Genomic DNA, 24087 nt, shown 5'->3' with positions numbered 1-24087 from the left:
CAAAAAATCCGTCAATAGATAAAAGAATAACGAAAAAGAAAAAGTCAAGATTGACTATAAATTTTAAAATAGTGTACAAAATCGACAATATGAATTAAAAAAACGAAATAAATTGTGAAAAATACATAAAAAATGCTTGTCAAAACGGGTGGAAGAGAGGTATAATCATTGCATAAAAAGTGTGACGAAAATGTGAAAGTTTTAGGCAAAACGTATGATTAAAAACAATGGATTCTTCGTAAGCCTGGACAAAAGCAACAACGGAGCACGCAAAAAGAACGTAAATCACAAGGAGGACACCAAATGAAAAAGAAAGTAATTTCTGCATTACTGGCAAGCACCATGATCGTAAGCCTGGTAGCATGTGGCAGCACTGGAGGAGACAGTTCTGACACAAACAGCAAGAGCAGCGGCACAACAGCATCAAGTACGGCAGGCGGCGATGAAGCAAAGGATACCTCATCGGACAGCGGCTCCGGCGATGCAGCAGGTTCTGGTGACTGGGTTGCAGCAGCTGATGAAGCAGATGATGCAGTACCGGGTGAAAATGACGATCGTGCGTTTGCAAAATTTGATCATGTCGTAGAAGTACATTATGGATATCAGATCGACCCGAAGGATACCACACTTCCGGACGGCGATTCCGTAGATAACAACCAGTACACCAGATACCTTCTGGATAACTACAACATCAAAGTTGTCTGCGACTGGACTGCAGGTAATGCATCTGACTTCCAGCAGAAAGTATCTCTGGCAATCGCATCTGCTTCCCTTCCGGATGCAGTCGTTGCACCAACCCGTAACTACCTGGTACAGGCAGCAAGAGCAGATCTTCTTGCAGACCTCTGGCCGGAGTTCAACCAGTACGCATCCAAACAGGTAAAAGAAATCATCGAGACTACCGAAGGACGTGCGATCAACAATGCAACCGTAGACGGAACCTTCTGTGCACTGCCAAACATATCGGTAGATACCGATGGTGTTTACCTGTACTTTATCCGTCAGGACTGGCTGGATCAGTTAGGACTGGAAGTTCCGAAGACCGTAGATGAACTCGGCGAAGTAGCTCAGAAATTTAAAGACGCAGGTCTCAGCCCGGATTATGCAATCGCAGGTATTGATAACGGCGGAAGAACCTACTCCAACTTCCTGAACTCCTCCAACAACGGATACGGTTTCGATGCTGTATATCAGGCATTCAATGCAACACCGGGGTATTTTCTGAAAGATGATTCCGGCGAACTGTACTGGGGAACTACAACAGATGAAATGAAAGAAGCCCTTACCACCTTACATGACTGGTATGAAAAAGGCCTCATCAACCCGGAGGTTGGAACCACAACCAACGGCGACAATGCAAACAATGTTAAGAACGGAACCTGCGGTATCTTCATGGGACCATGGTGGAGCCTTGGATACGGAAACCCGGATTCCTTCCGTAACGATAACAATGCAAACTGGCAGGCATATCCGCTGTACACCAAAGACGGTGAGTGGAATATTCATATGAAAGACGTTGGAACCACTTATACTATGGTAAACAAAAACGCATCGGATGATGTGAAGAAAGCCATTGTTATCATGAACAACGTACTCGTTCGTGATGAGTCTACCTTCGATACTTCTGTAGCAATCGGCTGGTATCCGCTGCGTAACACCATGGCAGCTACTGACGAGTGCGAGTATGAGTATGATGCACTGATGGGAATCATCAAAGGCGAAGCAAGCGCAGATGATTATCAGCAGGGCGGAAGCAAATTCAACGGTCTGTACAAGAACCTGGCAAACGATGCCGCAACTCTGAAAGACGTTATCTCTGAGGACTATGACGGATCCAGAGATCTGACAGTAACCGATATGGATGTCAACACCAACAACGGACAGTTCAACAGATTCTATGCACTGCTGATTGGTGATCGTCCATACGCAACACTTGAGCCGGATCACAAGATCTATTCTGAACTGTACTACACCATCGACGGAATGGATACCTACTGGACCCAGATTTCTGACCTGGAAGACAAGAGTATCCTTCAGTTCATCACTGGTGCGAAGAGCCTTGACGAGTGGGATCAGTTCTGCACCGACTGGCATGTACAGGGTGGTGATCAGATCCTTGAGCTGGTAAAAGATTACCTGGCTGAGTAACTAATGTAAATGTATGATGTGGAGGGTGGGGTACAGGAAAGCCTGTACCCCACTACTTTAAAAAAATGACATCAAAGGAGGAGCTTGCCGTGAAGAAGAAAAAAGGCCATCTCGGGCTGTCAAATTCCTTTCACTATACGTTAATGGTTCTGCCGGGTTATATCTGGCTGTTTATGTTTTCTATCGTTCCGATGGTTGGTATTGTAATGGCATTCCAGGATTACAATCCGAGCAAAGGATGGTTCGGCTCTCCGTGGGTAGGTTTGAAATGGTTTAAATACCTGACCGTTATCCCGGATGCAAAACGGGCACTTGTCAATACTCTGATTATTGCAATCGCAAAGGTTATCCTGAATATCATCATTCCGCTGGTGTTCGCACTGCTGCTGAATGAGGTAAAGAATATGAAGTTCAAAAAGACGGTTCAGACGATCGTATATCTGCCGCACTTCGTATCCTGGGTTATCCTTGCAAACATCATCACCAATATCCTTGGCGCAAACGGAATTTTCAACACGGTCCGCAGCGCAATGGGTGCAACGGATACCGTTCTTCCGATGACCATGCCTGGCATCTTCCGTCAGTTACTGATCGGAACTGATGTATGGAAAGAGTTCGGTTACAACGCAGTTATTTATCTTGCAGCGCTGACCGGCATCAGCCCGAGCCTTTACGAGGCAGCTGCAATCGACGGCGCAAGCCGCTGGAAACGTGTATGGCACATCACCATCCCGGGACTGGTTCCGACCATCGTTCTTCTGACCACACTGGCAATGGGCAACGTTCTGAATGCAGGTTTCGACCAGGTATTCAACATGTACAACCAGCTGGTTATTGAAACTGGTGATATCATCGATACATACGTATACCGTATTGGTATTACAAACATGCAGTTCTCGCTGGCTACTGCAGCAGGTCTCTTTAAATCTGTTGTCAGCTTCGTGCTGGTTGTTACTTCTTATGTTTGTGCTTACAAGTTTGCTGATTACAAGATTTTCTAAGGAGGGCAGAAATTATGATAGAAAGCAAGAGTTTTGGCAGCAAAGCGTTTAAAGTCATAAATGCTATCATCCTGATTCTCCTGGCATTCAGCTGTTTTTATCCGTTATGGTATACGTTCTGCGTATCTATTTCTTCAAAAGCAGCCGCTGAGGGCGGTCTTGTAACGATTTACCCGATCGGATCAAACGTAAAATCCTACAGCCTGATTATGGGTGATTCCGCATTCTGGAATTCCTTCTGGATTTCCATCAAGCGAGTTGTGATTGGAACCATATGGACCATGGTTGTCCTGATTATGATGTCCTATCCGCTGGCAAAGAGCAAAACAGAGTACAAACCGAGAAACGTCCTGATGTGGATCCTGGTATTCTGTATGCTGTTCAATGGTGGTACCATTCCGTGGTTCATCACCGTTAAAAATTATGGTATGATCGATACGATGGCAGCACTGGTTCTGGCTGGTTCTGTTCCGGTATTCAACGTACTCCTGATGATGAACTTCTTCCGCGGCATCCCGGGAGACCTCGAGGAGGCAGCCCGTGTAGACGGCGCCGGCCCGTGGCGTATCCTGTGGCAGATTGTAGTTCCGTGTTCCAAACCGGTTATCGCAACCATCGTCCTGTTTACATCCGTTGGTTACTGGAACGAGTATTTCCAGGGCCTGGTATTAATGAACAAAGAGACGAACTATCCGTTACAGACCTACATCCGTCAGATCTCCGTTCAGATCCCGGTAGGCGTAACCCTGACTGCAGAGCAGTATCAGCAGTTAGCACAGAACTCCAACAAATCACTGGAGGCAGCAAAGGTATTTATCGCCCTTGTTCCTATGCTGATTGTATATCCGTTCCTGCAGAAATACTTCGTAACCGGTATTACACTGGGAGCAGTAAAAGAATAAGAGAAAACGCAGAAAAAGCGGCTTCTGAATCGAAACAGGAAGCCGCTTTTTTGCGCTTTTTTTCTTGCGTCCGGGGAGAAAACAGCGTAAGATAAAAAGGTATTGAGGTGAAAAACAAAATGTTTCTGGAGGGGATTTTATCATGAAAATACTTACATTCGGAGAACTGATGCTGCGTTTAAAAACACCGGAGCATCTGAAAATACTGCAGGCAGATACCTTTGAAGCCAGTTACGGCGGCGCGGAGGCGAACGTCGCAGTTTCTCTGGCAACACTCGGGAACGATGTTTCCTACGTGACAAAAGTGCCGGAGCACCAGGTCGGACAGGCGGCCATCAATGAAATCCGCCGGTTCGGTGTGGATACGACCCGTGTTCTGCGGGGCGGCGGCCGCGTCGGTATTTACTATTTTGAAAAGGGAACCAACATCCGACCGACGAGCGTGGTTTATGACCGCGCCTACAGCGCGATCGCGATGGCAGAAGCGGAGGAGTTTGACTGGGAAAAACTGCTCGAGGGCGTGGATCTCTTTTATTTCTCCGGTATCACGCCGGCCATCAGCTGCGAGATCGAAAAGACGCTGGAGAGCGCTCTTATGCTCTGCAAAGAGAAAAAAATTCAGGTGGTATGTGATCTCAACTACCGCGGAAAAATGTGGTCAGCAAAGGACGCACAGCGCGTCATGCGCCGTCTGATGTCTTACGTGGATGTCTGCATTGCAAATGATGAGGACTTTGAATCATCGCTTGGCATTCCGGCGTATGATGGAGATATGTCGCGCGGCATTGAACAGATCGAGTCTTACAAAGAGGGCATGCTGGAAATTCAGAAACAGTTCCCGAACTGTAAAGCAGTTGCGAGCGTGCTGCGCAATCTCTACACCGTGGAGGACGGCGACTGGATGGGAATTTACCTGAAAGACGGAAAATTCTATGAGAGCCCGGTTCACAAAGTACACAGCTTTGAGGCAGTCGGAGCCGGTGATGCGTTTGGTGCAGGACTGATTCACGCGATGGCGCATGATTTTGCGCCGCAGAGAATCATCGATTTTGCGATTTCTGCAAGCGTCTTAAAGCTGATGATTCAGCACGATGCCAACGTGGTCAGCGAAAAAGAGATTGAGCAGATCATGAAGCAGGGCGGAACAAATCTGCAGAGATAGAGGAAACAAAAAGATTCCGAGAGTACATACAGGACAGCAGGAGGAATAAAACTTGAAGAAACGGAATATTATATTAATAGGAATGCCGGGAGCCGGCAAAAGCAGCGTTGGAGTTATCCTTGCAAAGGCTTTGGGGTATGAGTTTATTGATACGGATCTTGTGATTCAGCATCGGGAGAAACGTCTTCTGCGCGAGATTATTGCAGATGAGGGAAATGAAGGCTTTCTTGCGATTGAGAATGAGGTCAATGCGACTCTGGAAGCCGATGAAAGCGTCATTGCACCGGGCGGCAGCGCCATTTACGGAAAAGAGGCGATGGAGCATTTTAAAGAGATTGGAATAATCGTTTACCTGAAGCTGTCGTATGAGGATCTGGCAAAGCGTCTTGGAAACCTGAAGGGACGCGGCGTTGTGCTGAAAGAGGGTCAGACGCTCAAAGATCTTTACGATGAGAGAAGTAAACTGTATGAACAGTATGCCGAGATTACGGTCGATGAGAGCGGAAAGGATATCCAGGGCACGATTCTGGCACTTCGCGAGCAGATTGGCATGTAAGAAGGAACGGGTGGAATATTCGGAGAATTTTCAAAAACATAATATTACGTAATAATAAGGAAAATGTTCTGAAAGTTAGAAATTACATATAACGTTTCTCTGAATATTCCTGACCGGAAACGGTGGAAAAAAACGGAAATAGTACGGAATATATTAAAATTGATTTACAAAATATTAGATTTGAGTTAAGATAAGGGGAGACTGAAAAATCACTGCGGGGAGCAGTGCGTTTCAGTGAGTCCGGAGTGTGTAAAAAAAACAGCAGAACAGACTTTGAATCGTTATTTCGGATAAAACACACTCATTAAGTTATGAAAAAGAAAATTTGAGGTGAATATATGGAACAGTATGTCATCAGAGGTGGAAATCCTCTTGTGGGCGAAGTGGAAATCGGGGGAGCAAAAAACGCGGCGCTTGCAATTCTTACGGCAGCAACGATGACCGACGAAACGGTTCTGATCGAAAATCTGCCGGATGTCAGCGATATTAATGTACTTCTGGAAGCAATTGCAGAGATCGGAGCCACTGTGGACCGCATCGACCGTCATACCGTGCGGATCAATGCATCGACTATCGGAGATCTGAGCGTTGATTATGAATATATCAAAAAAATCCGTGCGTCTTATTATCTTTTAGGCGCGCTGCTTGGAAAATACAAAAGAGCGGAAGTTCCGCTTCCGGGCGGATGTAACATTGGAAGCCGTCCGATCGACCAGCATTTAAAGGGATTCCGCGCACTCGGTGCTGAGGTAAGCATCCGTCATGGCGCAATCGTGGCAAGTGCGGCAGATCTGCATGGAAGCCACATTTTCCTGGATATGGTTTCCGTTGGAGCCACCATCAACATCATGATGGCAGCTTCGATGGCAAGAGGAAATACAACGATTGAGAATGCAGCGAAAGAGCCGCACGTTGTCGATGTGGCGAACTTCCTGAACAGCATGGGAGCAAACATCAAAGGAGCAGGAACCGACGTGATTCGGATCAAGGGTGTCGATACCCTGCACGGAACCAGCTATGCGGTCGTACCGGATATGATCGAGGCAGGTACGTATATGTTTGCAGCAGCAGCTACAAAGGGCGATGTGCTGATTAAAAACGTGATTCCAAAGCATCTGGAAGCAACAACCGCAAAGCTCGAGGAGATTGGCTGCGACGTAGAAGAGTTTGACGATTCCATCCGTGTGAGCGCAAGCAAACGTCTGGGCAGAACACACGTAAAGACACAGCCGTATCCGGGTTACCCGACCGATATGCAGCCGCAGATTGCGGTTACACTGGCACTGGCAAACGGTACGAGTATTGTAACAGAGAGTATTTTTGAAAATCGTTTTAAATATGCGGATGAGCTGGCACGTATGGGCGCCTGTATTAAAGTAGAAGGCAACACGGCGATCATCGACGGCGTAGAGAAATTTACCGGAGCAGAGGTTTCCGCACCGGATCTTCGCGCCGGAGCAGCACTTGTTATTGCAGGTCTTGCAGCAGAGGGTGTTACCGTGGTGGATGATATTGTATACATTCTGCGCGGATACGAGGACTTCGACGGAAAGCTCCGTGGACTCGGCGCTGAAATTGAGCGTGTGAATAATGCAAAGGACATCCAGAAATTCCGGTTAAGAGCGTAAAAACAGTATAAAACAAATGTTGACAAAAAGGACGGTGCAATAAAAGGTACCGTTCTTTTATTTTACCTTATTGCGAAGAAATTGGCTTAAATTTTACTACTATTATTTTCAAAGCTGAGGCGGTCAGTATTGGTAAAAAAAGATATTTAAAAATATACAAATTTATGATATGTTGAATACGAAAACGTTACCGATTATACATTTTGACTAAAAATAATAAAAACCAGAGAGGGACAATATATGTCTAATAAAGCAGAAACACAATATAATCCACAATGTGGGGAGCGAAGAACAATTTTTTCAGATGAGTATGATTTTCTCACAAAAATTGAATCAGTGTGTGCCAAAGAAGATGGAATACATTTTTTGGTACGTACATGGAAAGACCGTATAGCCACAGTTCGTATTACATTTTTGACACCATCGGTATTCAGATTTGTGATGGTGCCGGAGATGACTGCAAAAAGCCATAGACAGACGGTAGTCGAAGATGTACCTGAATCGGAGTTTGAAACAAAAAATGCAGAATTTACAGAAAATGAAGATCTGTATATATATGAAACAAATCAGTTAAGTCTTCATTTTTCAAAAAACTACTGGGAAATGTCCATCTATCAGAATGGAAAATTATTGACGAAAGAACAGGCTTTTGACACTAATGTCGATAACCGGTGGAAACAGCTTCCAACAGGATTTAGAGTAGATGCATCTGGAAAAAGTATAGCCTCATTTGAGCAGTTTGTATTATTCTCCGATGAGCAATTTTGGGGATTTGGAGAGAAGTTTACACATTTTAATAAACGTGGACAAAGAATAGAGTGTTGGCAAAAAGATGCATTGTCTACTAATACGGAGGATTCATATAAAAGTCATCCGTATTTTACAAGCAGCCGGGGATATTCCGTATTGTTAAATACATTTACGCGTTCATCATTTGATATGGGTGCTTCATCATGGATCAGTTATCAGATGGGCAGTGACGATCCTATTCTGGATTATATTTTCCTGGCAGAAGAAAGCAAAGACTATAAGAAGCTGTTGCAGCAGTATTTGCAGATTACAGGGCAGATACCTATGATTCCACAGTGGGCTTTTGGTTTCTGGATGTCAAAATGCTCTTATATGAGCCGTAAAGAAGTCGAGGATGTTGTTGCTGATGCTGAAAAATTTGGAATAGGTATCGATGTAATTCATATCGATGGCTGGCAGAGGCAGGATATGTCTGGTGTATGGGAATGGGATACAGAACGTTTCCCTGAACCGGAAGAAATGATTAAAGAATTAAATAAAAAGAACATACATTTAAGTCTTTGGAATTATCCGTACTTGCAGGAAGATTCGCCGGCATTTAAGGAACTGGCAGAACGTGGATTTTTTATAAAAAATAAAGAAGGGCATCCTGCAATGTTTAAAGCGACTGCAGATTCAGAGTTTTTGTGTGCTTGCTTTGATTTCACAAATCCGGAATTTCTGGCATGGTATGAGGAACGTGTGAAAAAAATCGTCAGAATGGGTGTATCAGTGATAAAAACAGATTTCTCTGAAGCAGTACCTGAAGATGTTGTATTTTACAATGGCATGAGCGGGCGAGAAGGACATAATCTTCTGACGTATCTGTATGCAAAAAATATTTACACATGGATGAAAGAAATTTGCGACGAACGTGGGGAATTGCCAATGCTTTGGGGACGCAGTGGGTATGTGGGTTCTCATACGATCCCGGCAGCATGGGCAGGAGATTCTTCCAGTGATAAAGCAAGTCACAGTGCAATCCTTCAGGCCGGACTTGGGATGGCTATGTCTGGTGTATCTTTCTGGGGTTATGATCTTGGCGGATTTTATAACACAGGTTATATCGGAAATGAGGAACGTCCGAATATAGAAGATTACCTTTCCTCTGTGCAGATGGGATTGTGGATGCCATTATCCAGAGCGCACGGTAAAACACCGCGGGAACCATGGCAGTATGGAGATATGGCATTAAAAGAAGTAAAAAAATGGATTAACTTCAGACATCGACTTGTGCCATATCTTTATCACACCGCCTGCCAGAGTCATCAGTCTGGTATTCCAATGATTCGTCCGCTTGTGATGGAATATCCGAAAGATCCAATCGCAAAGACACAGAATCTGTCTTATATGCTTGGTGATGCATTGCTTATTTCACCCGGATTTGACAGAGATGAATATGAACTGTATCTTCCGGAAGGCCGGTGGCAGGATATTGAAAGTAAAGAAGTATATGAGGGAATGACATTTGTTCATATAGAAAACAAAGCTTTTGCTGATGGTGGTACATCTCTTCGGGTTTTCCAGAAGGAAGGAACAAGTATACCGTTGTTTGCTCAAAAAGAAGTATTGCATGTGCCTGCACAACTATGGAAACAGGAAGATCTTGAATTTATGACATTTCAAAAAAAGATGTTGATTAGCTATTGTGCACAAAATAGATGCATAAGAATGTGAAAAATGGATAAAAAGAAAAAAGCTGAAATCATAAGAACTGACTTGACAAAAGAGATTTATCTGTGCTATATTCAACTACAGTTGTAGTGTGTAACTCGATTTTTGGAGGCATTAACTATACATAACAGGAATTGTTTATGTGGGTTAGTGTCTCTTTTTTGTACTCTGTTTTAGAAAAAGAGTACAGACCGGCTAAAAAGATGCAAAACCGCAGAAACTCTTCTTGTAAAAAGTATAAACTACACAAGGAGTAAAAAAATGAAGGACAAAATTTTTAGTGTTCTGCAGCGAGTGGGAAGAAGCTTTATGCTCCCGATCGCAATTCTTCCGGTAGCCGGACTTTTACTGGGAATCGGAAGCTCATTTACCAATGCAACCACAATTGAAACGTACGGGCTGACAAGTTTGCTCGGCAACGGCACAATTCTTCATGCGCTGCTGGTGATCATGAACAAAGTAGGAAGTGCGGTGTTTGATAACCTGCCTCTGATTTTTGCAGTAGGTGTTGCAATTGGTATGGCAAAGAAGGAAAAAGAGGTTTCTGCCCTGTCAGCCGTTATTGCATATTTCGTTATGAATACAGCGATTAACGCAATGCTGACTATTACGGGTCAGATTCTGGAAAACGGAGAAATTGCAGAATCCGTTCTGGAAGGAACCATCACTTCTGTCTGCGGTATTCAGTCGCTGCAGATGGGTGTGTTTGGCGGTATTATTGTCGGTCTTGGAGTTGCAGCACTTCATAATCGATTTTACCGGATCCAGCTTCCGAACGCACTTTCTTTCTTTGGAGGTACTCGTTTTGTACCAATTATTTCTACGATCGTCTATATGTTTGTGGGAATTTTAATGTATTTTGTATGGCCGGTTGTACAGAACGGCATTTATGCGCTGGGTGGCCTGGTAACCGGCTCCGGTTATGTCGGAACGCTGATTTTCGGTCTGATTAAGCGAGCACTGATTCCATTTGGTCTGCATCACGTATTCTATATGCCGTTCTGGCAGACAGCAGTCGGAGGTACCATGGAAGTGGCAGGACAGATGGTGCAGGGCGGACAGAATATTTTCTTCGCACAGCTTGCGGATTCTGCGAATGTCGCACATTTCAGTGCAGATGCAACGAGATATTTCTCCGGAGAATTTATTTTTATGATTTTCGGACTTCCGGGAGCGGCACTTGCCATGTACCATTGTGCGAAACCAGAGAAGAAAAAAGCAGCAGGCGGTCTGCTTCTTTCCGCAGCACTTGCGTGTATGGCAACCGGTATCACAGAACCGCTGGAATTCTCTTTCCTGTTTGTTGCACCGGCGTTGTTTGTCGTGCAGGTTATTCTTGCGGGAACAGCTTATATGATCGCACACATCCTGAATATCGCAGTAGGTCTTACCTTTTCCGGCGGACTTCTGGACTTCTTCCTGTTCGGTATTCTGCAGGGAAATGAAAAGACAAGCTGGATGAGGGTGATTCCGGTCGGCATTCTTTATTTCTTCCTGTATTATTTTATCTTCAAATTCATGATTAAAAAGTTTGATTTTAAGACACCGGGTCGTGAGGATGATGATGTGGAAACCAAGCTTTATACGAAAGCAGATGTAAATGCAAGAAAAGAGGCGCAGAACGATGGGGTAGCATCGGAGGATGCCATGAGTGAAGCAATCACAAAAGGTCTTGGCGGAAAGAAAAATATTTCGGATGTGGACTGCTGTGCGACAAGACTGCGCTGTACTGTTCATGATGCAGCGAGAGTCAGCGATGGTATTTTAAAGGCGACAGGGGCATCTGGCGTTGTGCATAAAGGAAATGGTGTACAGGTTATTTACGGACCGAATGTAACTGTGATAAAATCAAATTTAGAGGATTATCTGGAAAAAGCTCCGAATACTTATGCGGAAGCAGAAAATACACCAACCCCAAAAGAGGCGGAACCGACGCAGGAAACAAAAGAACAGAAGGTTGTGGATACGATTACTGTCTGCAGCCCGATAAGCGGACTGGCAGCCGACCTTTCTACTGCGCCGGATGAAGCGTTTGCAGAAAAGATGATGGGAGACGGCGCTGTTGTGACACCGGAAGATCCTTATGTGCGTGCTCCGGAGGACGGAGAAGTCGCGTTTGTTTTTGACACAAAACATGCGATTGGATTTGTAACCGATTCCGGGGTCAGCCTTCTGATTCATGTCGGAATTGATACAGTAAAACTGAACGGAGAGGGATTTGAGGCACTGGTAGAAAGCGGTCAGACCGTGAAAAAAGGTGATCCGATGCTGAAACTGGATCTGGAATATCTGAAAACACATGCGCCGTCGGTTACGTCACCGGTTCTTTGCACAGAGCTGGAGGAGAACCAGAGAATCCGTCTTTTGGCAGACGGACCGGTAAAAGCAGGAGATCCTTTATTTGCGATTGAGATTCTCGCGTAAGCTGTGCCTTAAAAACGGGTGAGAAGAATGTACAGGATAGCAAAAACACTGAACCACAATTCATTTATTGGTGTGGAAGAAGAAAATAACCGGGAATATCTGGTCATGGGGAAAGGAATTGCATTTGGGAAAAAAACGGGACAGCGTGTACAGCCGGGAGACGATGCCCGCATTTATTCCCTGACAGAGATGACGGAGCGAGGAAATGCCAGAACCATTGTACAGGGCGTTTCTCCGCTCAGCCTGGAGCTGGCGAGTGCCGTGCTTGACGAGGCAGAAAAGGAATTTGGAAAAATTGACCGTTCCATCGTCTTTCCAATGGCAGATCATCTGGATTTTGCTGTCCGGCGGATTCAGAACGGTGAGCAGATCAGCAATCCGCTCACCGACGATATCCGTGTGATGTTTTACAAAGAGTATAAAGTTGCTTCCTGTATCAGGGAGCTTTTAAAAGAACGGCTTCAGATCGAAATGGATGAACATGAAATCGGCTATCTTGCACTTCATGTTCATTCGGCAATTGTGGAGGAAAATGTTTCACAGGCCATGGAAGTAGCAAGAGCAGTCCGGGAGAGCATTTCTTTGGTGGAGCATATCACCGGGCATACCATCGATGTGATGTCGTTGTCGTATAACCGTATGATGAACCATATCCGCTATATGGTTGCAAGAGCGGTCAGTGGGGAAAAACTGAAAGTAAATATGAATGACTACATGTCCGTAAAGTTTCCGAAAGCCTTTCAGGCGGCGAAACGAATCTGTGAGGAGATGGAAAAGAGGCTGAAACTTCCGATGGAGGAGATCGAAATTGGATATCTCGCTATGCACATAGAACGGATTATGGACAGAGAAGAAGGAGAATAAAAGCATGAAAACATTTGAATATACCATTAAAGATGAACTGGGAATCCACGCAAGACCGGCAGGAATGCTGGTAAAGGAGGCAAAAAATTTTGCATCGGAATGCACCATCACAAAAGATGGAAAAACGAAAAAACTGACTCAGCTGATGATGCTGATGTCACTTGGTGTAAAGCAGGGAGATACCGTAACCGTTGCAGCAAACGGAGAGGACGAAGATGCAGCGATTGAGACGCTGAAAGCGTTTTTCGAAGCAAATCTGTAAAAAGTACGCTCGGAGGATAAAAAATGCAGTATTTTCAGGGGAAATCCGTATATAAAGGAATTGTTATGGGACCGGTTGCGGTTCTAAAGAAAAATGATTACCAGGTTAAAAGAGCCCGGATTGAAGATCCGGAAGCAGAAGTAAAACGTGTGAAAGAAGCCGTGGAGGTTTCGAAAAAACAGCTTGGCAGACTGTATGACAAGGCAGTCCGGGAAGTTGGAGAGGCAAGTGCGGCGATCTTTGAAGTCCATCAGATGATGCTGGAGGATGAGGACTATCTGGAATCAATGGAGAACATGATCCGGACAGAACTGGTAAATGCAGAATATGCAGCGGCAGCAACTGGCGATAATTTTGCAGAGATGTTTGCAGCTATGGATGATGAATATATGAAAGCTCGTTCCGCAGATGTAAAAGATATTTCCGAACGTCTGGTCCGCAATTTAAGCGGAGAGGGAGATAACGACCTGAGCTCTATGGAACCATCTGTTATAGTGGCAGACGATTTAAGTCCGAGTGAAACTGTACAGATGGACAAAGAAAAAATACTTGCGTTTGTGACTGTACATGGATCTACCAATTCTCATACTGCGATTCTTGCGCGAATGATGAATATTCCGGCGTTAATCGGTGTCCCGATGGATTTAAACGGTCTGAAAACAGGCATGACGGCCGTTGTAGACGGTTTTTCAGGTCAGGTTATCTTTGAGCCGGAGGAGGATGTGCAGAAGGAAACCGAAAAAAGAATGCAGGAAGAAGCAGAGAAACAGAAGCTTCTTGAGGAGTTGAAAGGAAAAGAAAATATTACACCGGATGGCCGTAAGATCAACATCTATGCAAATATCGGCAGTGTTGGTGACCTTGGCTATGTGATGGAAAATGATGCCGGCGGAATCGGACTTTTCCGAAGTGAATTTCTCTATCTTGGAAGAAATGATTTCCCAACGGAGGAAGAACAGTTTCAGGCATATAAACAGGCCGTGCAGACCATGGCAGGCAAAAAAGTGATTATCCGTACGCTGGATATCGGGGCAGATAAGCAGGTAGAATACTTTAATCTTGGAAAAGAAGAAAATCCGGCGCTTGGGTACCGTGCAATCCGGATTTGTCTGAAACAGCCGGAAATTTTTAAAGCGCAGCTTCGCGCATTGTTCCGCGCAGCCGTTTACGGAAACCTTTCTGTCATGTATCCGATGATCACATCAACAGAAGAGGTAGAAAAAATCTACGCAATTGTTGCAGAAGTAGAGGAAGAGCTGAAAAAACAGGAAGTGCAGTATAAAATTCCGGAGCAGGGCATTATGATCGAGACACCGGCTGCCGTGATGATCAGCGACCGTCTGGCGGAAATGGTGGATTTCTTCAGCATCGGAACGAATGACCTGACGCAGTATACCCTGGCGATTGACCGTCAGAATGAGCAGCTGGATGATTTTTACAACCCACACCATGAAGCAGTTCTTCGGATGATTCGCATGGTGGTGGAAAATGCACACAAATGCGGAAAATGGGCAGGAATCTGCGGGGAGCTCGGTGCAGACCTGACATTGACGGAGCAGTTTGTACGAATGGGAGTGGATGAGCTTTCTGTTGCTCCGTCCATGATTCTGAAGCTGCGGAAGGTTGTCCGCGAGATGAAAGCAGAAGAGTAGAAAAAACGATACAGCAGATAAGAAAACTCTCTGTTTTGGAGAGTTTTCTTATCTGTTCACAAATAACAGAAGATACAGCCGAAAAATCAGAAAAAAAGAAAGGATGTTTGGGACAACAGTAAGAAAATGTCTCAAATCCTTTTATTTCCTCTTGACGAATGGCGTATTTTGCGATAGTGTATCAGAGTAGCAAAAAACAAAATCAAAAATTCAGTTGCTTTTCTCTTATTCAGAGTGGTGGAGATACATAGGATCTGTGAAACCACGGCAACCCCCAGACAGAATGGTCTGTACGGGAAGGTGCCAGCCTGAGCGAAATTTTCGAACAATAAGGGGATTTGAACATTACTATTCAGGTCCGCTAAAAATTGCGGATCTTTTTTTACGAAAAAATGTTCAGGGAAAGCCAAAGCCCACGAACGAAAAGCAAAAGAGAAGAGAAGAAAAAAAGGAGAAAAAGAATGGAAAAAAGACTGTTTACTTCTGAGTCTGTAACCGAAGGACATCCGGACAAAATCTGTGATGCCATTTCTGATGCGATTCTGGATGCGCTGCTTGAGCAGGATCCGATGAGCCGCGTAGCTTGCGAAACCTGTACTACAACAGGATACGTTATGGTAATGGGTGAGATTACATCCAACGCACACATTGATTTCCAGCAGGTTGTACGTGATACCGTTCGCGAAATCGGCTACGACCGTGCAAAATACGGATTTGACGCAGATACCTGCGCTGTTGTAACTGCAATTGACAAACAGTCCACCGATATCGCTATGGGTGTAGACAAAGCGCTCGAAGCAAAAGAGAACAATATGAGCGATGAGGAGATCGATGCCATTGGAGCAGGAGATCAGGGAATGATGTTCGGATTCGCAACCAACGAGACCGAAGAGTACATGCCATACCCGATCTACATGGCACACAAACTGGCTCGCCAGCTGACCAAAGTCCGCAAAGACGGTACTTTAACATACCTGCGTCCGGATGGAAAAACACAGGTAACCGTAGAGTACGATGAGAACGGCAAACCGTTCCGTCTTGATGCGGTTGTTCTTTCCACTCAGCATGATCCGGAAGTATCCCAGGAGCAGATTCATGAGGATATCAAAAAATACGTATTCGACGAAATCATTCCGGCAGACATGGTAGATGAGCACACCAAGTTCTTCATCAACCCTACCGGCCGTTTCGTAATCGGCGGACCTCACGGAGATTCCGGTCTGACCGGCCGTAAGATCATCGTAGACACCTACGGCGGATACGCTCGTCACGGCGGCGGAGCTTTCTCTGGAAAAGACTGCACAAAAGTAGACCGTTCTGCAGCTTATGCAGCACGTTACGTAGCAAAGAACATCGTAGCAGCAGGTCTTGCTGATAAATGCGAGGTTCAGCTTTCCTACGCAATCGGTGTCGCTCATCCGACCTCTATCATGATCGACAGCTACGGCACAGGAAAACTGTCCGACAACAAACTGACCGATATCGTTCGCGAGAACTTTGATCTTCGCCCGGCTGGAATCATCAAAATGCTGGATCTGCGCCGTCCGATCTACAAACAGACTTCCGCTTACGGACACTTCGGAAGAAACGATCTGGATCTGCCGTGGGAGAAACTGGACAAGGTAGAAGACCTGAAAAAATACCTTTAAAACACGGTTGTTCGTACGAACCTTGTGTTTATAGAAAGTTTAGAAAGATTCATCTAAGTTAATGAAAAATCCTCAGGCGTTGTGCTATAATAAATTTAGACTGCGTACTGAGGATTTTTTTCTGTCCTGCGGGCGCGGAAAATACGAAATATGTGTTGGAAAACAGGTGAATTTTATATGGAAAAAAAGAAAAAAAGCATGAAATTACGGACGAGAGTCATCATTTCTTTTTTCATCATCATACTGGTTCCGATTGTGATGTGCGCCTTAACGTTTTACTTTTTTGTAGGGTATAAGACGAAGAGCATTGGTGAAAAATATGGTCTCGCAAACGCAACGTATCGAACCATTTCGAACAATACGCTGCTTTTGAATGCGATGACAGCAGAAGAGTACGACGAGGTGGAGAAGACCGCAAAATCGGATACCTCGATGCTGGAAGAAACGGATTATCTCGCCATTCTGAATGCGAGACTGAAGAAAAAACAGTCGTTTATTGCGGTGTGTGAAAACGGAACCATCATTTACAACGGATCGGCAGAGCTGTCGTCGGAGGAACTGGAAAATGAGCTGCCGAAATACGGCGATCCAGGCGCCAATTCCCAAGGCGGTGTTTATTTCCGAAATGAAAAACAGTGGATGGTCAAACAGGTGGACTATGAGAACGTGGACGGAAAAGAATGCAGTGCGTTTATCGTAACCAAGACAGATCAGATTGCGCCGCAGATTACGGGTATGGCAAGAGAACTTGCTGTTGTGACGGTTCTGATTCTGGTGTTCACCAGCCTTGGCCTGAGCCTTTGGATTTACCGCGGTGTGATCGGCCCGCTCGGACAGCTGAAGAAGGCGACGCAGAACATCAAAGACGGAAATCTTGACTTTACCGTGGAGCCGTGTGGTGTGGCAGAGATCAATGATCTCTGCGAGGACTTCGAGGAGATGCGCATCCGGCTGAAAGAGACGGCGGAGGAAAAGGTTGAGTTCGACAAAGAGAATAAAGAGCTGATCAGCAACATTTCGCATGACCTGAAAACGCCGATTACCGCGGTCAAAGGATATGTGGAGGGCATCATGGACGGTGTGGCGAATACGCCGGAGAAGATGGACCGTTACATCCGCACGATTTACAATAAGGCAAATGAGATGGATCGTCTGATTAATGAGCTGACGTTTTATTCCAAGATTGACACGAACCGTATTCCGTATACGTTTTCAAAAATCCACATCGCAGATTACTTTGATGACTGCGTGGAGGAGCTGAATCTGGAACTTGACGCGCAGCATGTGGATCTGACATACTTTAATTACCTCGAGGACGACCCGGTCGTCATTGCGGATGCGGAGCAGATCAAGCGTGTCATCAATAATATTGTAAGCAATTCCATCAAATATATGGACAAGAGCCATAAGGTCATCAACATCCGTCTGCGCGATGTCGGAGATTTTGTGCAGGTGGAGATTGAGGATAACGGAAAGGGAATTGCGACGAAGGATCTGACGAAGATTTTCGATCGCTTTTATCGCACCGATGCGTCCCGCAACAGCACGAGGGGCGGCAGCGGAATTGGCCTTTCGATTGTGAAGAAAATTCTCGAAGACCACGGCGGAAAAGTGTGGGCCACCAGCAAAGAAGGGGTGGGCACCACGATGTACTTTGTATTAAGAAAATATCAGGAGGTACCTGTTTCATGAGTAAAATACTGATTGTTGAGGATGAGGAATCCATTGCAGATCTGGAGAAAGATTATCTGGAGCTTTCGGGCTTTGAGGTGGAGATTGAAAACCAGGGAGACACCGGTCTTGTACGGGCGATCAAGGAGGATTTTGATCTGCTGATCCTGGATCTGATGCTGCCGGAGGTGGATGGCTTTGAGATCTGCCGCGAAGTGCGTGAAAAGAAGGATATTCCGATTATCATGGTTTCTGCAAAGAAGGATGATATTGATAAAATCCGCGGACTGGGCCTTGGTGCGGATGACTATATGACAAAGCCGTTTTCCCCAAGTGAGCTGGTTGCGCGCGTGAAAGCACATCTGGCACGGTACGAACGTCTGGTCGGAAGCGGCAAGAAGGAAAATGATATCGTGGAGATCCGCGGCATCAAGATTGACAAGACGGCACGCCGCGTGTGGGTGAATGGCGAGGAGAAGCAGTTTACGACAAAAGAATTCGATTTGCTGACCTTCCTTGCGGAGAATCCGAACCGCGTCTTTACAAAAGAGGAGCTGTTCCGGGAGATCTGGGATATGGAGTCGATCGGAGATATTGCGACGGTTACGGTGCATATCAAGAAGATCCGTGAAAAGATTGAGTTTAATACGGCAAAGCCGCAGTATATCGAGACGATCTGGGGCGTTGGATATCGGTTTAAGGCATAAAGAATCTGTGTTTCGGGGAGAGATAAAATGGGAAAAATTTACTATCTGATGGGAAAAAGTGCGTCAGGGAAAGATCATATTTATGAGCATCTGATCCAGGAGACGGCGCTGGATTTAAAACCGTTTGTCCTGTATACAACACGGCCGATCCGGAGCGGGGAGCAGGACGGAAGAGAGTATTTCTTTGTGGATGAAAAACGGCTTTCGGAACTGCGGGAGGCCGGAAAGATTATCGAGGAGCGCATGTATTCGACGGTGCAGGGGCCGTGGTATTATTTTACGGCGGATGACGGGCAGATTGATCTTGTGAAGCATGATTATCTCGGAATCGGGACACTGGAATCGTATCTGAAATTAAAGGCATACTTCGGGGAGCAGGCGATGGTTCCGCTGTATGTCGAGGTGGACGATGGGCTGCGGCTTTCGCGGGCACTGGAACGGGAAAGAAAACAGACAGAGCCGAAATACGCGGAGATGTGCCGGAGATTCCTGGCGGACTGTGAGGATTTTACGGAGGAGAAAATTGCGGAAGCTGGAATTGTCCGCAGATTTTTCAATAATTCTACGCCGGAAGACTGTTTTTCCGAAATTCAGAATTTTGTGGAACAACAGAAAAAGTTGTGATATACTTAATGCAGTATTAGTAAGAAATACAAAAGAACTCCAGGGGGTGATTTTATGCAGGGTTTTCAGAAGGTTGTAGGACATCAGGAAATCATAACGCATTTACAGAATGCCATTTCGATGAATAAAGTATCTCATGCTTATCTTTTTGGCGGAGAGAGTGGATCGGGAAAGAAAATGATGGCTTCACTGTTTGCGATGACGCTTCAGTGCGAGAAGCACGGGGTCGAGCCCTGTATGGAATGCCCGTCCTGTAAAAAGGCACAGAGCCAGAATCATCCGGATATCATTTATGTGAAGCATGAAAAGCCGAACACCATCAGCATCGATGAAATCCGCGAGCAGCTCATTAACGATGTGATGATCAAGCCGTACAGCAGTCCGTACAAGATTTATATCATCGACGAGGCGCAGAAGCTGACACTTCAGGCGCAGAACGCGCTGCTGAAGACGATCGAGGAGCCGCCGGCCTACGCAGTTGTCATGCTTCTGGCAGACAACCCGGATGCGCTGCTTCCGACGATTTCGTCACGCTGCGTGCAGTTAAATTTAAAACCAGTGGGAGACCAGCTTGTGAAAGATTATCTGATGAACGAAATGCATGTGCCGGATTACCAGGCAGAGGTTGATGCGTCCCTGGCGCAGGGAAATATCGGAAAAGCAGAGCGGATTGCCCGTTCTCCGGAATACGAGGAGACGCTGGAAAGTGCACTCCGCATGGCAAAGTACGCCGACAGTATGCCGCTGTATGAAATCGTGGAGACGATCAAAAAACTGACGGCCGAAAAAGACAATATTGATGATTACTTCGATATCTTTTCTTTATGGTTCCGCGATGTTCTGCTCTTTAAGGCGACAAAAGAGGTCGATTCCCTTGTGTTCAAGCAGGAGCTGAATGGAATCCGTGAGAGAGCAAATAAGAGCTCATACGAAGGCCTGGAGAAGATTATAGAGGCGATTCAGAAGGCGAGAGCCCGCCTGAACGCGAATGTTAATTTTGATTTAACCATGGAGCTTATGTTCCTGACAATGAAGGAAAACTGATAGCATGATAACAATTATAGGAGTACGTTTTCGAAACGTAGGAAAAGTATATTATTTCTCGCCGAGAGAGCTGGACATCTGCGTGGGCGACCACGTTATCGTTGAGACGGCGCGCGGCGTAGAGTATGGTTTCGTTGTGCTGGGGCCAAAAGAAGTTGACGATTCCAAGGTGATCCAGCCGTTGAAAGAAGTCATCCGCATTGCAACGCCGAAGGATGATGCGCGGGAGGAGAGCAACCGCAAGAAAGAAAAAGAAGCGTTTGAAATCTGCCAGAAGAAGATCCGGGCGCACAACCTGGAGATGAAGCTGATCGATGCAGAGTATACGTTTGACAATAACAAGATGCTGTTTTACTTTACCGCCGACGGAAGAATTGATTTCCGTGAGCTGGTAAAGGATCTGGCGGCTGTCTTTAAGACGAGAATCGAGCTTCGCCAGATCGGTGTCCGCGATGAGACAAAGATCCTCGGCGGAATCGGCATCTGCGGCAGACCGCTTTGCTGCCATACGTATCTGTCCGAGTTTGCACCGGTTTCGATCAAGATGGCAAAAGAGCAGAACCTGTCCCTGAACCCGACGAAGATTTCGGGTGTCTGCGGACGACTGATGTGTTGCCTGAAAAACGAGCAGGAAACCTATGAATACCTGAACCGCAAGCTGCCGGGTGTCGGCGATATCGTAACGCTGCCGGACGGCATGAAAGGTGAGGTTTCCGGTGTGAATGTGCTTCGTCAGCTCGTAAAAGTGCTGGTGGATGTGAACGATGAGAAGGAAATGCGGGAGTGCCCGGTGGAAGAGCTCAAGTTCAAGCCGAAGCATAAGAAGGAAAAAGGCAAAGAGAAGAAAAAAGACAGAAACAGCTCCGGGGAGCAGGCTTCTTCGGAAGAGGCAAAACAGCCGGAATAAGATTGATTTGGAATGCATTTTGAAAAAGTAAGCGCCGGGTAAAACTGACGCTTCTTTTTGTGTGATGCGGCGCTGGGCAGTCAGCAGGAGGAGGGATTTTCATTGGATAGAAAAGAAGAATTTTTGAAGCCGGGTGAGCGGCTCGATGATCTGCAGAACGGTTACTGGATGATACAAAATCCATCCCTTTTCTGCTATGGCATTGACGCGGTGCTGCTGGCATCCTACGCGAAGGTGAAGCGCGGGGAGCGGGCGATGGATTTCTGCACGGGATCGGGAATTGTGCCGATTCTGCTGAAGGCGAAGACAAACGGAGAGCATTTTTCCGGGCTGGAAATTCAGGAGTACAGTGCCGAGATGGCACAGCGGAGTGTGCGGTACAATCATCTGGAAAATGATGTTGAGATTTTCCAGGGAGATGTGAAGACGGCATCGCAGCAGTTTGGAAAAGAAGTGTTTGATGTGGTAACGTGCAATCCGCCGTACATGACGGGGCAGCACGGGCTGACGAATGCGCTTGAGGCGAAGACGATTGCGCGGCATGAGGTGCTGTGCTCGTTTGATGATATTGCGAAAGAGGCATCGGCGGTTTTAAAGACGAAAGGACGGTTCTATCTGGTGCACCGGCCGTTCCGGCTGGCGGAGATTTTTTCGACGCTGAAAAAATATCATCTGGAACCAAAAAGGATGCAGCTCGTTTATCCGTTTGTGGACAAGGAGCCGAACATGGTGCTGATCGAGGCGATGAAAGGCGGGAATCCGAGAATTACCGTGGAGAAACCGCTGATTGTGTATGAGACGCCGGGCGTGTATACAAAGGACATCCGGGAATTATATGGAGACGGGAGATAAGAACATGGCAGGAAAATTATATTTGTGTGCAACACCAATTGGAAATCTGGAGGACATGACCTTCCGTGCAATCCGCATTCTGCAGGAGGTCGATCTGATCGCGGCGGAGGATACGAGAAACAGCATTAAGCTGCTGAACCATTTTGAGATTCATACGCCGATGACGAGTTACCATGAATACAACAAATACGACAAGGGCCGCGAGCTGGTGCAGAAGCTGCTGGCGGGAACAAATATCGCGCTGATCACGGATGCCGGAACACCGGGAATTTCTGATCCGGGTGAGGAGCTGGTGAAGATGGCGTACGAGGCAGGCATCGAAGTGACAAGCCTGCCGGGCGCATGCGCGTGTGTGACGGCACTGACACTGTCGGGACTTTCGACGAGAAGATTTGTCTTCGAAGCATTTCTTCCGCCGGATAAAAAAGAACATAAACTGGCGCTGGAACGGCTGAAAAACGAGACGCGGACGATGATCGTATACGAGGCGCCGCATCATCTGCTGAAAACGCTGCGGGAGCTGCTGGAGACGCTTGGCAACCGGCGGCTGACACTCTGCCGGGAACTGACCAAGAAACACGAGACGGCATGGCAGACCACGATTGAAGATGCCATCACTCGCTACGAACAGGAAGATCCGAAAGGGGAATGCGTGCTTGTGATTGAAGGCCGAAGCCAGAAAGAAATCGAGGACGAGGCGAAGGCAGCGTTTGAGGAGATTTCGATTGAAGATCATATGAAACGGTATGAAGATCAGGGGATTGCAAGAAAAGAAGCGATGAAACTCGTGGCGAAGGATCGCGGGGTGACGAAGAGGGATATTTATCAGTATCTGCTGGGGAAAGAATCATACAATGATTTTTGATCAGGCCATAGCCCAGTCTTGCGGCTTTTGCCTGCAGGGTGGGGTACAAGTCTTCTCCGCCGAAGGACTGGAAAGGCGTTTCGAGAGCGGAGTCCAGCAGATTGTAATCTCTGACTCCGTCGCTTCCGCCAGTTTGCTGAATCAACTGAGTATGCAGCATGAGAATTTGCTTTTTACTCAGTCTTTTCATTTAGCAAGTACCTCGTATGCTTCTTTGTTTTGTTCCATCAGGCGTTTTGAGATGTTTAACACATCCTCTTCGGATGCAGTGGTTTCCTGCTCGGCTTTGCTGAAGTCGATGACAAGATATCTTGGAATGTTATTTTTCAGAATCACAGCAGAACCGTATTCGTCTACCAGGCGGGCGACTTTGGAAAAATTCTGGTTTGCTTCGGAAATGGAAATTAAAGTTTTTGTGTCGATAGTCATTTTGGGTACCTCCTTAAGACTTTTTTCTATAGTATATATAAATCTTAGGATAAATACAACCTAATTTGCCGTGTTATTTTTTGTTGCTTGCCGCAACGCCAGTTTTTGTCGTATGATAGGCCCATCAAATACGCGGAGGACACAGTTATGCTGAGTGATAACATCAAAATACTGCGAAAGAAAAAAGGATATTCCCAGGAAACGCTGGCGGAGCAGCTGCATGTGGTACGGCAGACGATTTCGAAATGGGAGAAAGGAGTTTCCCATAGTTAAAGAT

The 24087-nt window shown here is 46.1% G+C and carries 20 protein-coding genes, 2 pseudogenes and 1 riboswitch; of the genes and pseudogenes, 20 read left to right on the top strand and 2 right to left on the bottom strand.

Translation table 11 applies throughout. The features are described 5' to 3' along the window. The first annotated feature begins 303 nt into the window (after positions 1-303). From DWZ44_RS07185 to rsmI, 19 genes are all read left to right on the top strand, one after another. Positions 304-2148, top strand: a complete 1845-nt coding sequence (locus DWZ44_RS07185; RefSeq protein ID WP_117510680.1) for an extracellular solute-binding protein — start codon at positions 304-306, stop codon at positions 2146-2148. Between the two features lie 89 nt (positions 2149-2237). Next, entirely contained in the window at positions 2238-3149 is a 912-nt protein-coding gene (locus DWZ44_RS07180) for an ABC transporter permease (protein WP_238033680.1), read from the top strand. 14 nt (positions 3150-3163) lie between these two features. Further along, positions 3164-4051: a carbohydrate ABC transporter permease gene (locus tag DWZ44_RS07175; protein ID WP_117510684.1), complete on the top strand. Its 888-nt coding sequence runs from the start codon at positions 3164-3166 to the stop codon at positions 4049-4051. Between the two features lie 142 nt (positions 4052-4193). Then, positions 4194-5213 carry a sugar kinase gene (locus DWZ44_RS07170; protein ID WP_117804506.1) on the top strand — a complete coding sequence of 340 codons (1020 nt, stop codon included), beginning with the start codon at positions 4194-4196 and terminating at the stop codon, positions 5211-5213. A gap of 52 nt (positions 5214-5265) precedes the next feature. After that, positions 5266-5769 (top strand): shikimate kinase, encoded by a 504-nt coding sequence (locus tag DWZ44_RS07165; RefSeq protein ID WP_117801787.1) that lies wholly within the window; start codon positions 5266-5268, stop codon positions 5767-5769. A 338-nt stretch (positions 5770-6107) separates the two neighbouring features. Next, the gene (locus tag DWZ44_RS07160) at positions 6108-7397 is read left to right on the top strand and encodes a UDP-N-acetylglucosamine 1-carboxyvinyltransferase (protein ID WP_055226306.1); all 1290 of its coding nucleotides are present in this window, start codon (positions 6108-6110) and stop codon (positions 7395-7397) included. Positions 7398-7637: 240 nt separating this feature from the next. After that, positions 7638-9863: a glycoside hydrolase family 31 protein gene (locus DWZ44_RS07155; RefSeq protein WP_117804505.1), complete on the top strand. Its 2226-nt coding sequence runs from the start codon at positions 7638-7640 to the stop codon at positions 9861-9863. 258 nt (positions 9864-10121) lie between these two features. Continuing rightward, positions 10122-12284 carry a PTS transporter subunit IIABC gene (locus tag DWZ44_RS07150; RefSeq protein ID WP_055267260.1) on the top strand — a complete coding sequence of 721 codons (2163 nt, stop codon included), beginning with the start codon at positions 10122-10124 and terminating at the stop codon, positions 12282-12284. A gap of 27 nt (positions 12285-12311) precedes the next feature. Beyond that, a complete protein-coding gene (locus DWZ44_RS07145; RefSeq protein WP_117804504.1) occupies positions 12312-13148 on the top strand; it encodes a PRD domain-containing protein in 837 nt (278 codons plus the stop codon). Positions 13149-13152: 4 nt separating this feature from the next. Then, positions 13153-13410, top strand: coding sequence for an HPr family phosphocarrier protein (locus tag DWZ44_RS07140; protein ID WP_055267256.1), 258 nt, complete (start codon positions 13153-13155; stop codon positions 13408-13410). A 23-nt stretch (positions 13411-13433) separates the two neighbouring features. Further along, on the top strand, positions 13434-15062 hold the full coding sequence (gene ptsP / locus DWZ44_RS07135) for a phosphoenolpyruvate--protein phosphotransferase (RefSeq protein ID WP_117762176.1): 1629 nt from the start codon (positions 13434-13436) through the stop codon (positions 15060-15062). A gap of 222 nt (positions 15063-15284) precedes the next feature. After that, positions 15285-15397: riboswitch (SAM riboswitch) on the top strand. A gap of 126 nt (positions 15398-15523) precedes the next feature. Next, entirely contained in the window at positions 15524-16711 is a 1188-nt protein-coding gene (gene metK, locus DWZ44_RS07130; protein ID WP_055267252.1) for a methionine adenosyltransferase, read from the top strand. Between the two features lie 198 nt (positions 16712-16909). Continuing rightward, positions 16910-18403, top strand: coding sequence for a sensor histidine kinase (locus DWZ44_RS07125; protein ID WP_117804562.1), 1494 nt, complete (start codon positions 16910-16912; stop codon positions 18401-18403). Beyond that, complete coding sequence (locus tag DWZ44_RS07120; protein ID WP_117801792.1) at positions 18400-19089, top strand: response regulator transcription factor; 690 nt, start codon at positions 18400-18402, stop codon at positions 19087-19089. The genes DWZ44_RS07125 and DWZ44_RS07120 overlap by 4 nt, the downstream gene beginning before the upstream one ends. Before the next feature lie 27 nt (positions 19090-19116). After that, positions 19117-19713: a guanylate kinase gene (locus DWZ44_RS07115; RefSeq protein WP_117804503.1), complete on the top strand. Its 597-nt coding sequence runs from the start codon at positions 19117-19119 to the stop codon at positions 19711-19713. Between the two features lie 54 nt (positions 19714-19767). Beyond that, the gene (holB, locus tag DWZ44_RS07110) at positions 19768-20757 is read left to right on the top strand and encodes a DNA polymerase III subunit delta' (protein WP_022461270.1); all 990 of its coding nucleotides are present in this window, start codon (positions 19768-19770) and stop codon (positions 20755-20757) included. A gap of 4 nt (positions 20758-20761) precedes the next feature. After that, positions 20762-21664 carry a PSP1 domain-containing protein gene (locus DWZ44_RS07105; protein WP_055226011.1) on the top strand — a complete coding sequence of 301 codons (903 nt, stop codon included), beginning with the start codon at positions 20762-20764 and terminating at the stop codon, positions 21662-21664. A gap of 168 nt (positions 21665-21832) precedes the next feature. Further along, on the top strand, positions 21833-22516 hold the full coding sequence (locus tag DWZ44_RS07100) for a tRNA1(Val) (adenine(37)-N6)-methyltransferase (RefSeq protein WP_055226320.1): 684 nt from the start codon (positions 21833-21835) through the stop codon (positions 22514-22516). Positions 22517-22520: 4 nt separating this feature from the next. Continuing rightward, positions 22521-23381, top strand: coding sequence for a 16S rRNA (cytidine(1402)-2'-O)-methyltransferase (gene rsmI / locus DWZ44_RS07095; RefSeq protein WP_117804502.1), 861 nt, complete (start codon positions 22521-22523; stop codon positions 23379-23381). Positions 23382-23427: 46 nt separating this feature from the next. On the opposite strand, the pseudogene DWZ44_RS19290 reads toward rsmI, so the two are convergent. Further along, positions 23428-23541: pseudogene (locus tag DWZ44_RS19290) on the bottom strand (type II toxin-antitoxin system death-on-curing family toxin); the annotation flags it as partial. A 26-nt stretch (positions 23542-23567) separates the two neighbouring features. Continuing rightward, the gene (locus DWZ44_RS07085; RefSeq protein WP_117804501.1) at positions 23568-23810 is read right to left on the bottom strand and encodes a type II toxin-antitoxin system Phd/YefM family antitoxin; all 243 of its coding nucleotides are present in this window, start codon (positions 23808-23810) and stop codon (positions 23568-23570) included. 147 nt (positions 23811-23957) lie between these two features. Here DWZ44_RS07085 and DWZ44_RS07080 point away from each other — a divergent pair. Continuing rightward, a pseudogene (locus DWZ44_RS07080) lies at positions 23958-24074 on the top strand (helix-turn-helix transcriptional regulator); the annotation flags it as partial. Positions 24075-24087 lie beyond the last annotated feature (13 nt).

The sequence above is a fragment of the Blautia sp. AF32-4BH genome (assembly GCF_003460565.1).
Classification (GTDB): domain Bacteria; phylum Bacillota; class Clostridia; order Lachnospirales; family Lachnospiraceae; genus Fusicatenibacter; species Fusicatenibacter saccharivorans.
The sequence above is the reverse complement of the archived record's forward strand: the minus strand, read 5'-3'. Positions and strand labels throughout refer to the sequence as shown.

Coding starts and splice junctions, on each gene's coding strand:
- DWZ44_RS07170 (WP_117804506.1), top strand. CDS start 4,194: ATGAAAATACTTACATTCGGAGAACTGATGCTGCGTTTAAAAACACCG.
- DWZ44_RS07185 (WP_117510680.1), top strand. CDS start 304: ATGAAAAAGAAAGTAATTTCTGCATTACTGGCAAGCACCATGATCGTA.
- ptsP (WP_117762176.1), top strand. CDS start 13,434: ATGCAGTATTTTCAGGGGAAATCCGTATATAAAGGAATTGTTATGGGA.
- DWZ44_RS07150 (WP_055267260.1), top strand. CDS start 10,122: ATGAAGGACAAAATTTTTAGTGTTCTGCAGCGAGTGGGAAGAAGCTTT.
- DWZ44_RS07100 (WP_055226320.1), top strand. CDS start 21,833: ATGATACAAAATCCATCCCTTTTCTGCTATGGCATTGACGCGGTGCTG.
- DWZ44_RS07140 (WP_055267256.1), top strand. CDS start 13,153: ATGAAAACATTTGAATATACCATTAAAGATGAACTGGGAATCCACGCA.
- DWZ44_RS07085 (WP_117804501.1), bottom strand. CDS start 23,810: ATGACTATCGACACAAAAACTTTAATTTCCATTTCCGAAGCAAACCAG.
- DWZ44_RS07115 (WP_117804503.1), top strand. CDS start 19,117: ATGGGAAAAATTTACTATCTGATGGGAAAAAGTGCGTCAGGGAAAGAT.
- rsmI (WP_117804502.1), top strand. CDS start 22,521: ATGGCAGGAAAATTATATTTGTGTGCAACACCAATTGGAAATCTGGAG.
- DWZ44_RS07105 (WP_055226011.1), top strand. CDS start 20,762: ATGATAACAATTATAGGAGTACGTTTTCGAAACGTAGGAAAAGTATAT.
- DWZ44_RS07155 (WP_117804505.1), top strand. CDS start 7,638: ATGTCTAATAAAGCAGAAACACAATATAATCCACAATGTGGGGAGCGA.
- DWZ44_RS07175 (WP_117510684.1), top strand. CDS start 3,164: ATGATAGAAAGCAAGAGTTTTGGCAGCAAAGCGTTTAAAGTCATAAAT.
- holB (WP_022461270.1), top strand. CDS start 19,768: ATGCAGGGTTTTCAGAAGGTTGTAGGACATCAGGAAATCATAACGCAT.
- DWZ44_RS07145 (WP_117804504.1), top strand. CDS start 12,312: ATGTACAGGATAGCAAAAACACTGAACCACAATTCATTTATTGGTGTG.
- metK (WP_055267252.1), top strand. CDS start 15,524: ATGGAAAAAAGACTGTTTACTTCTGAGTCTGTAACCGAAGGACATCCG.
- DWZ44_RS07120 (WP_117801792.1), top strand. CDS start 18,400: ATGAGTAAAATACTGATTGTTGAGGATGAGGAATCCATTGCAGATCTG.
- DWZ44_RS07125 (WP_117804562.1), top strand. CDS start 16,910: ATGAAATTACGGACGAGAGTCATCATTTCTTTTTTCATCATCATACTG.
- DWZ44_RS07160 (WP_055226306.1), top strand. CDS start 6,108: ATGGAACAGTATGTCATCAGAGGTGGAAATCCTCTTGTGGGCGAAGTG.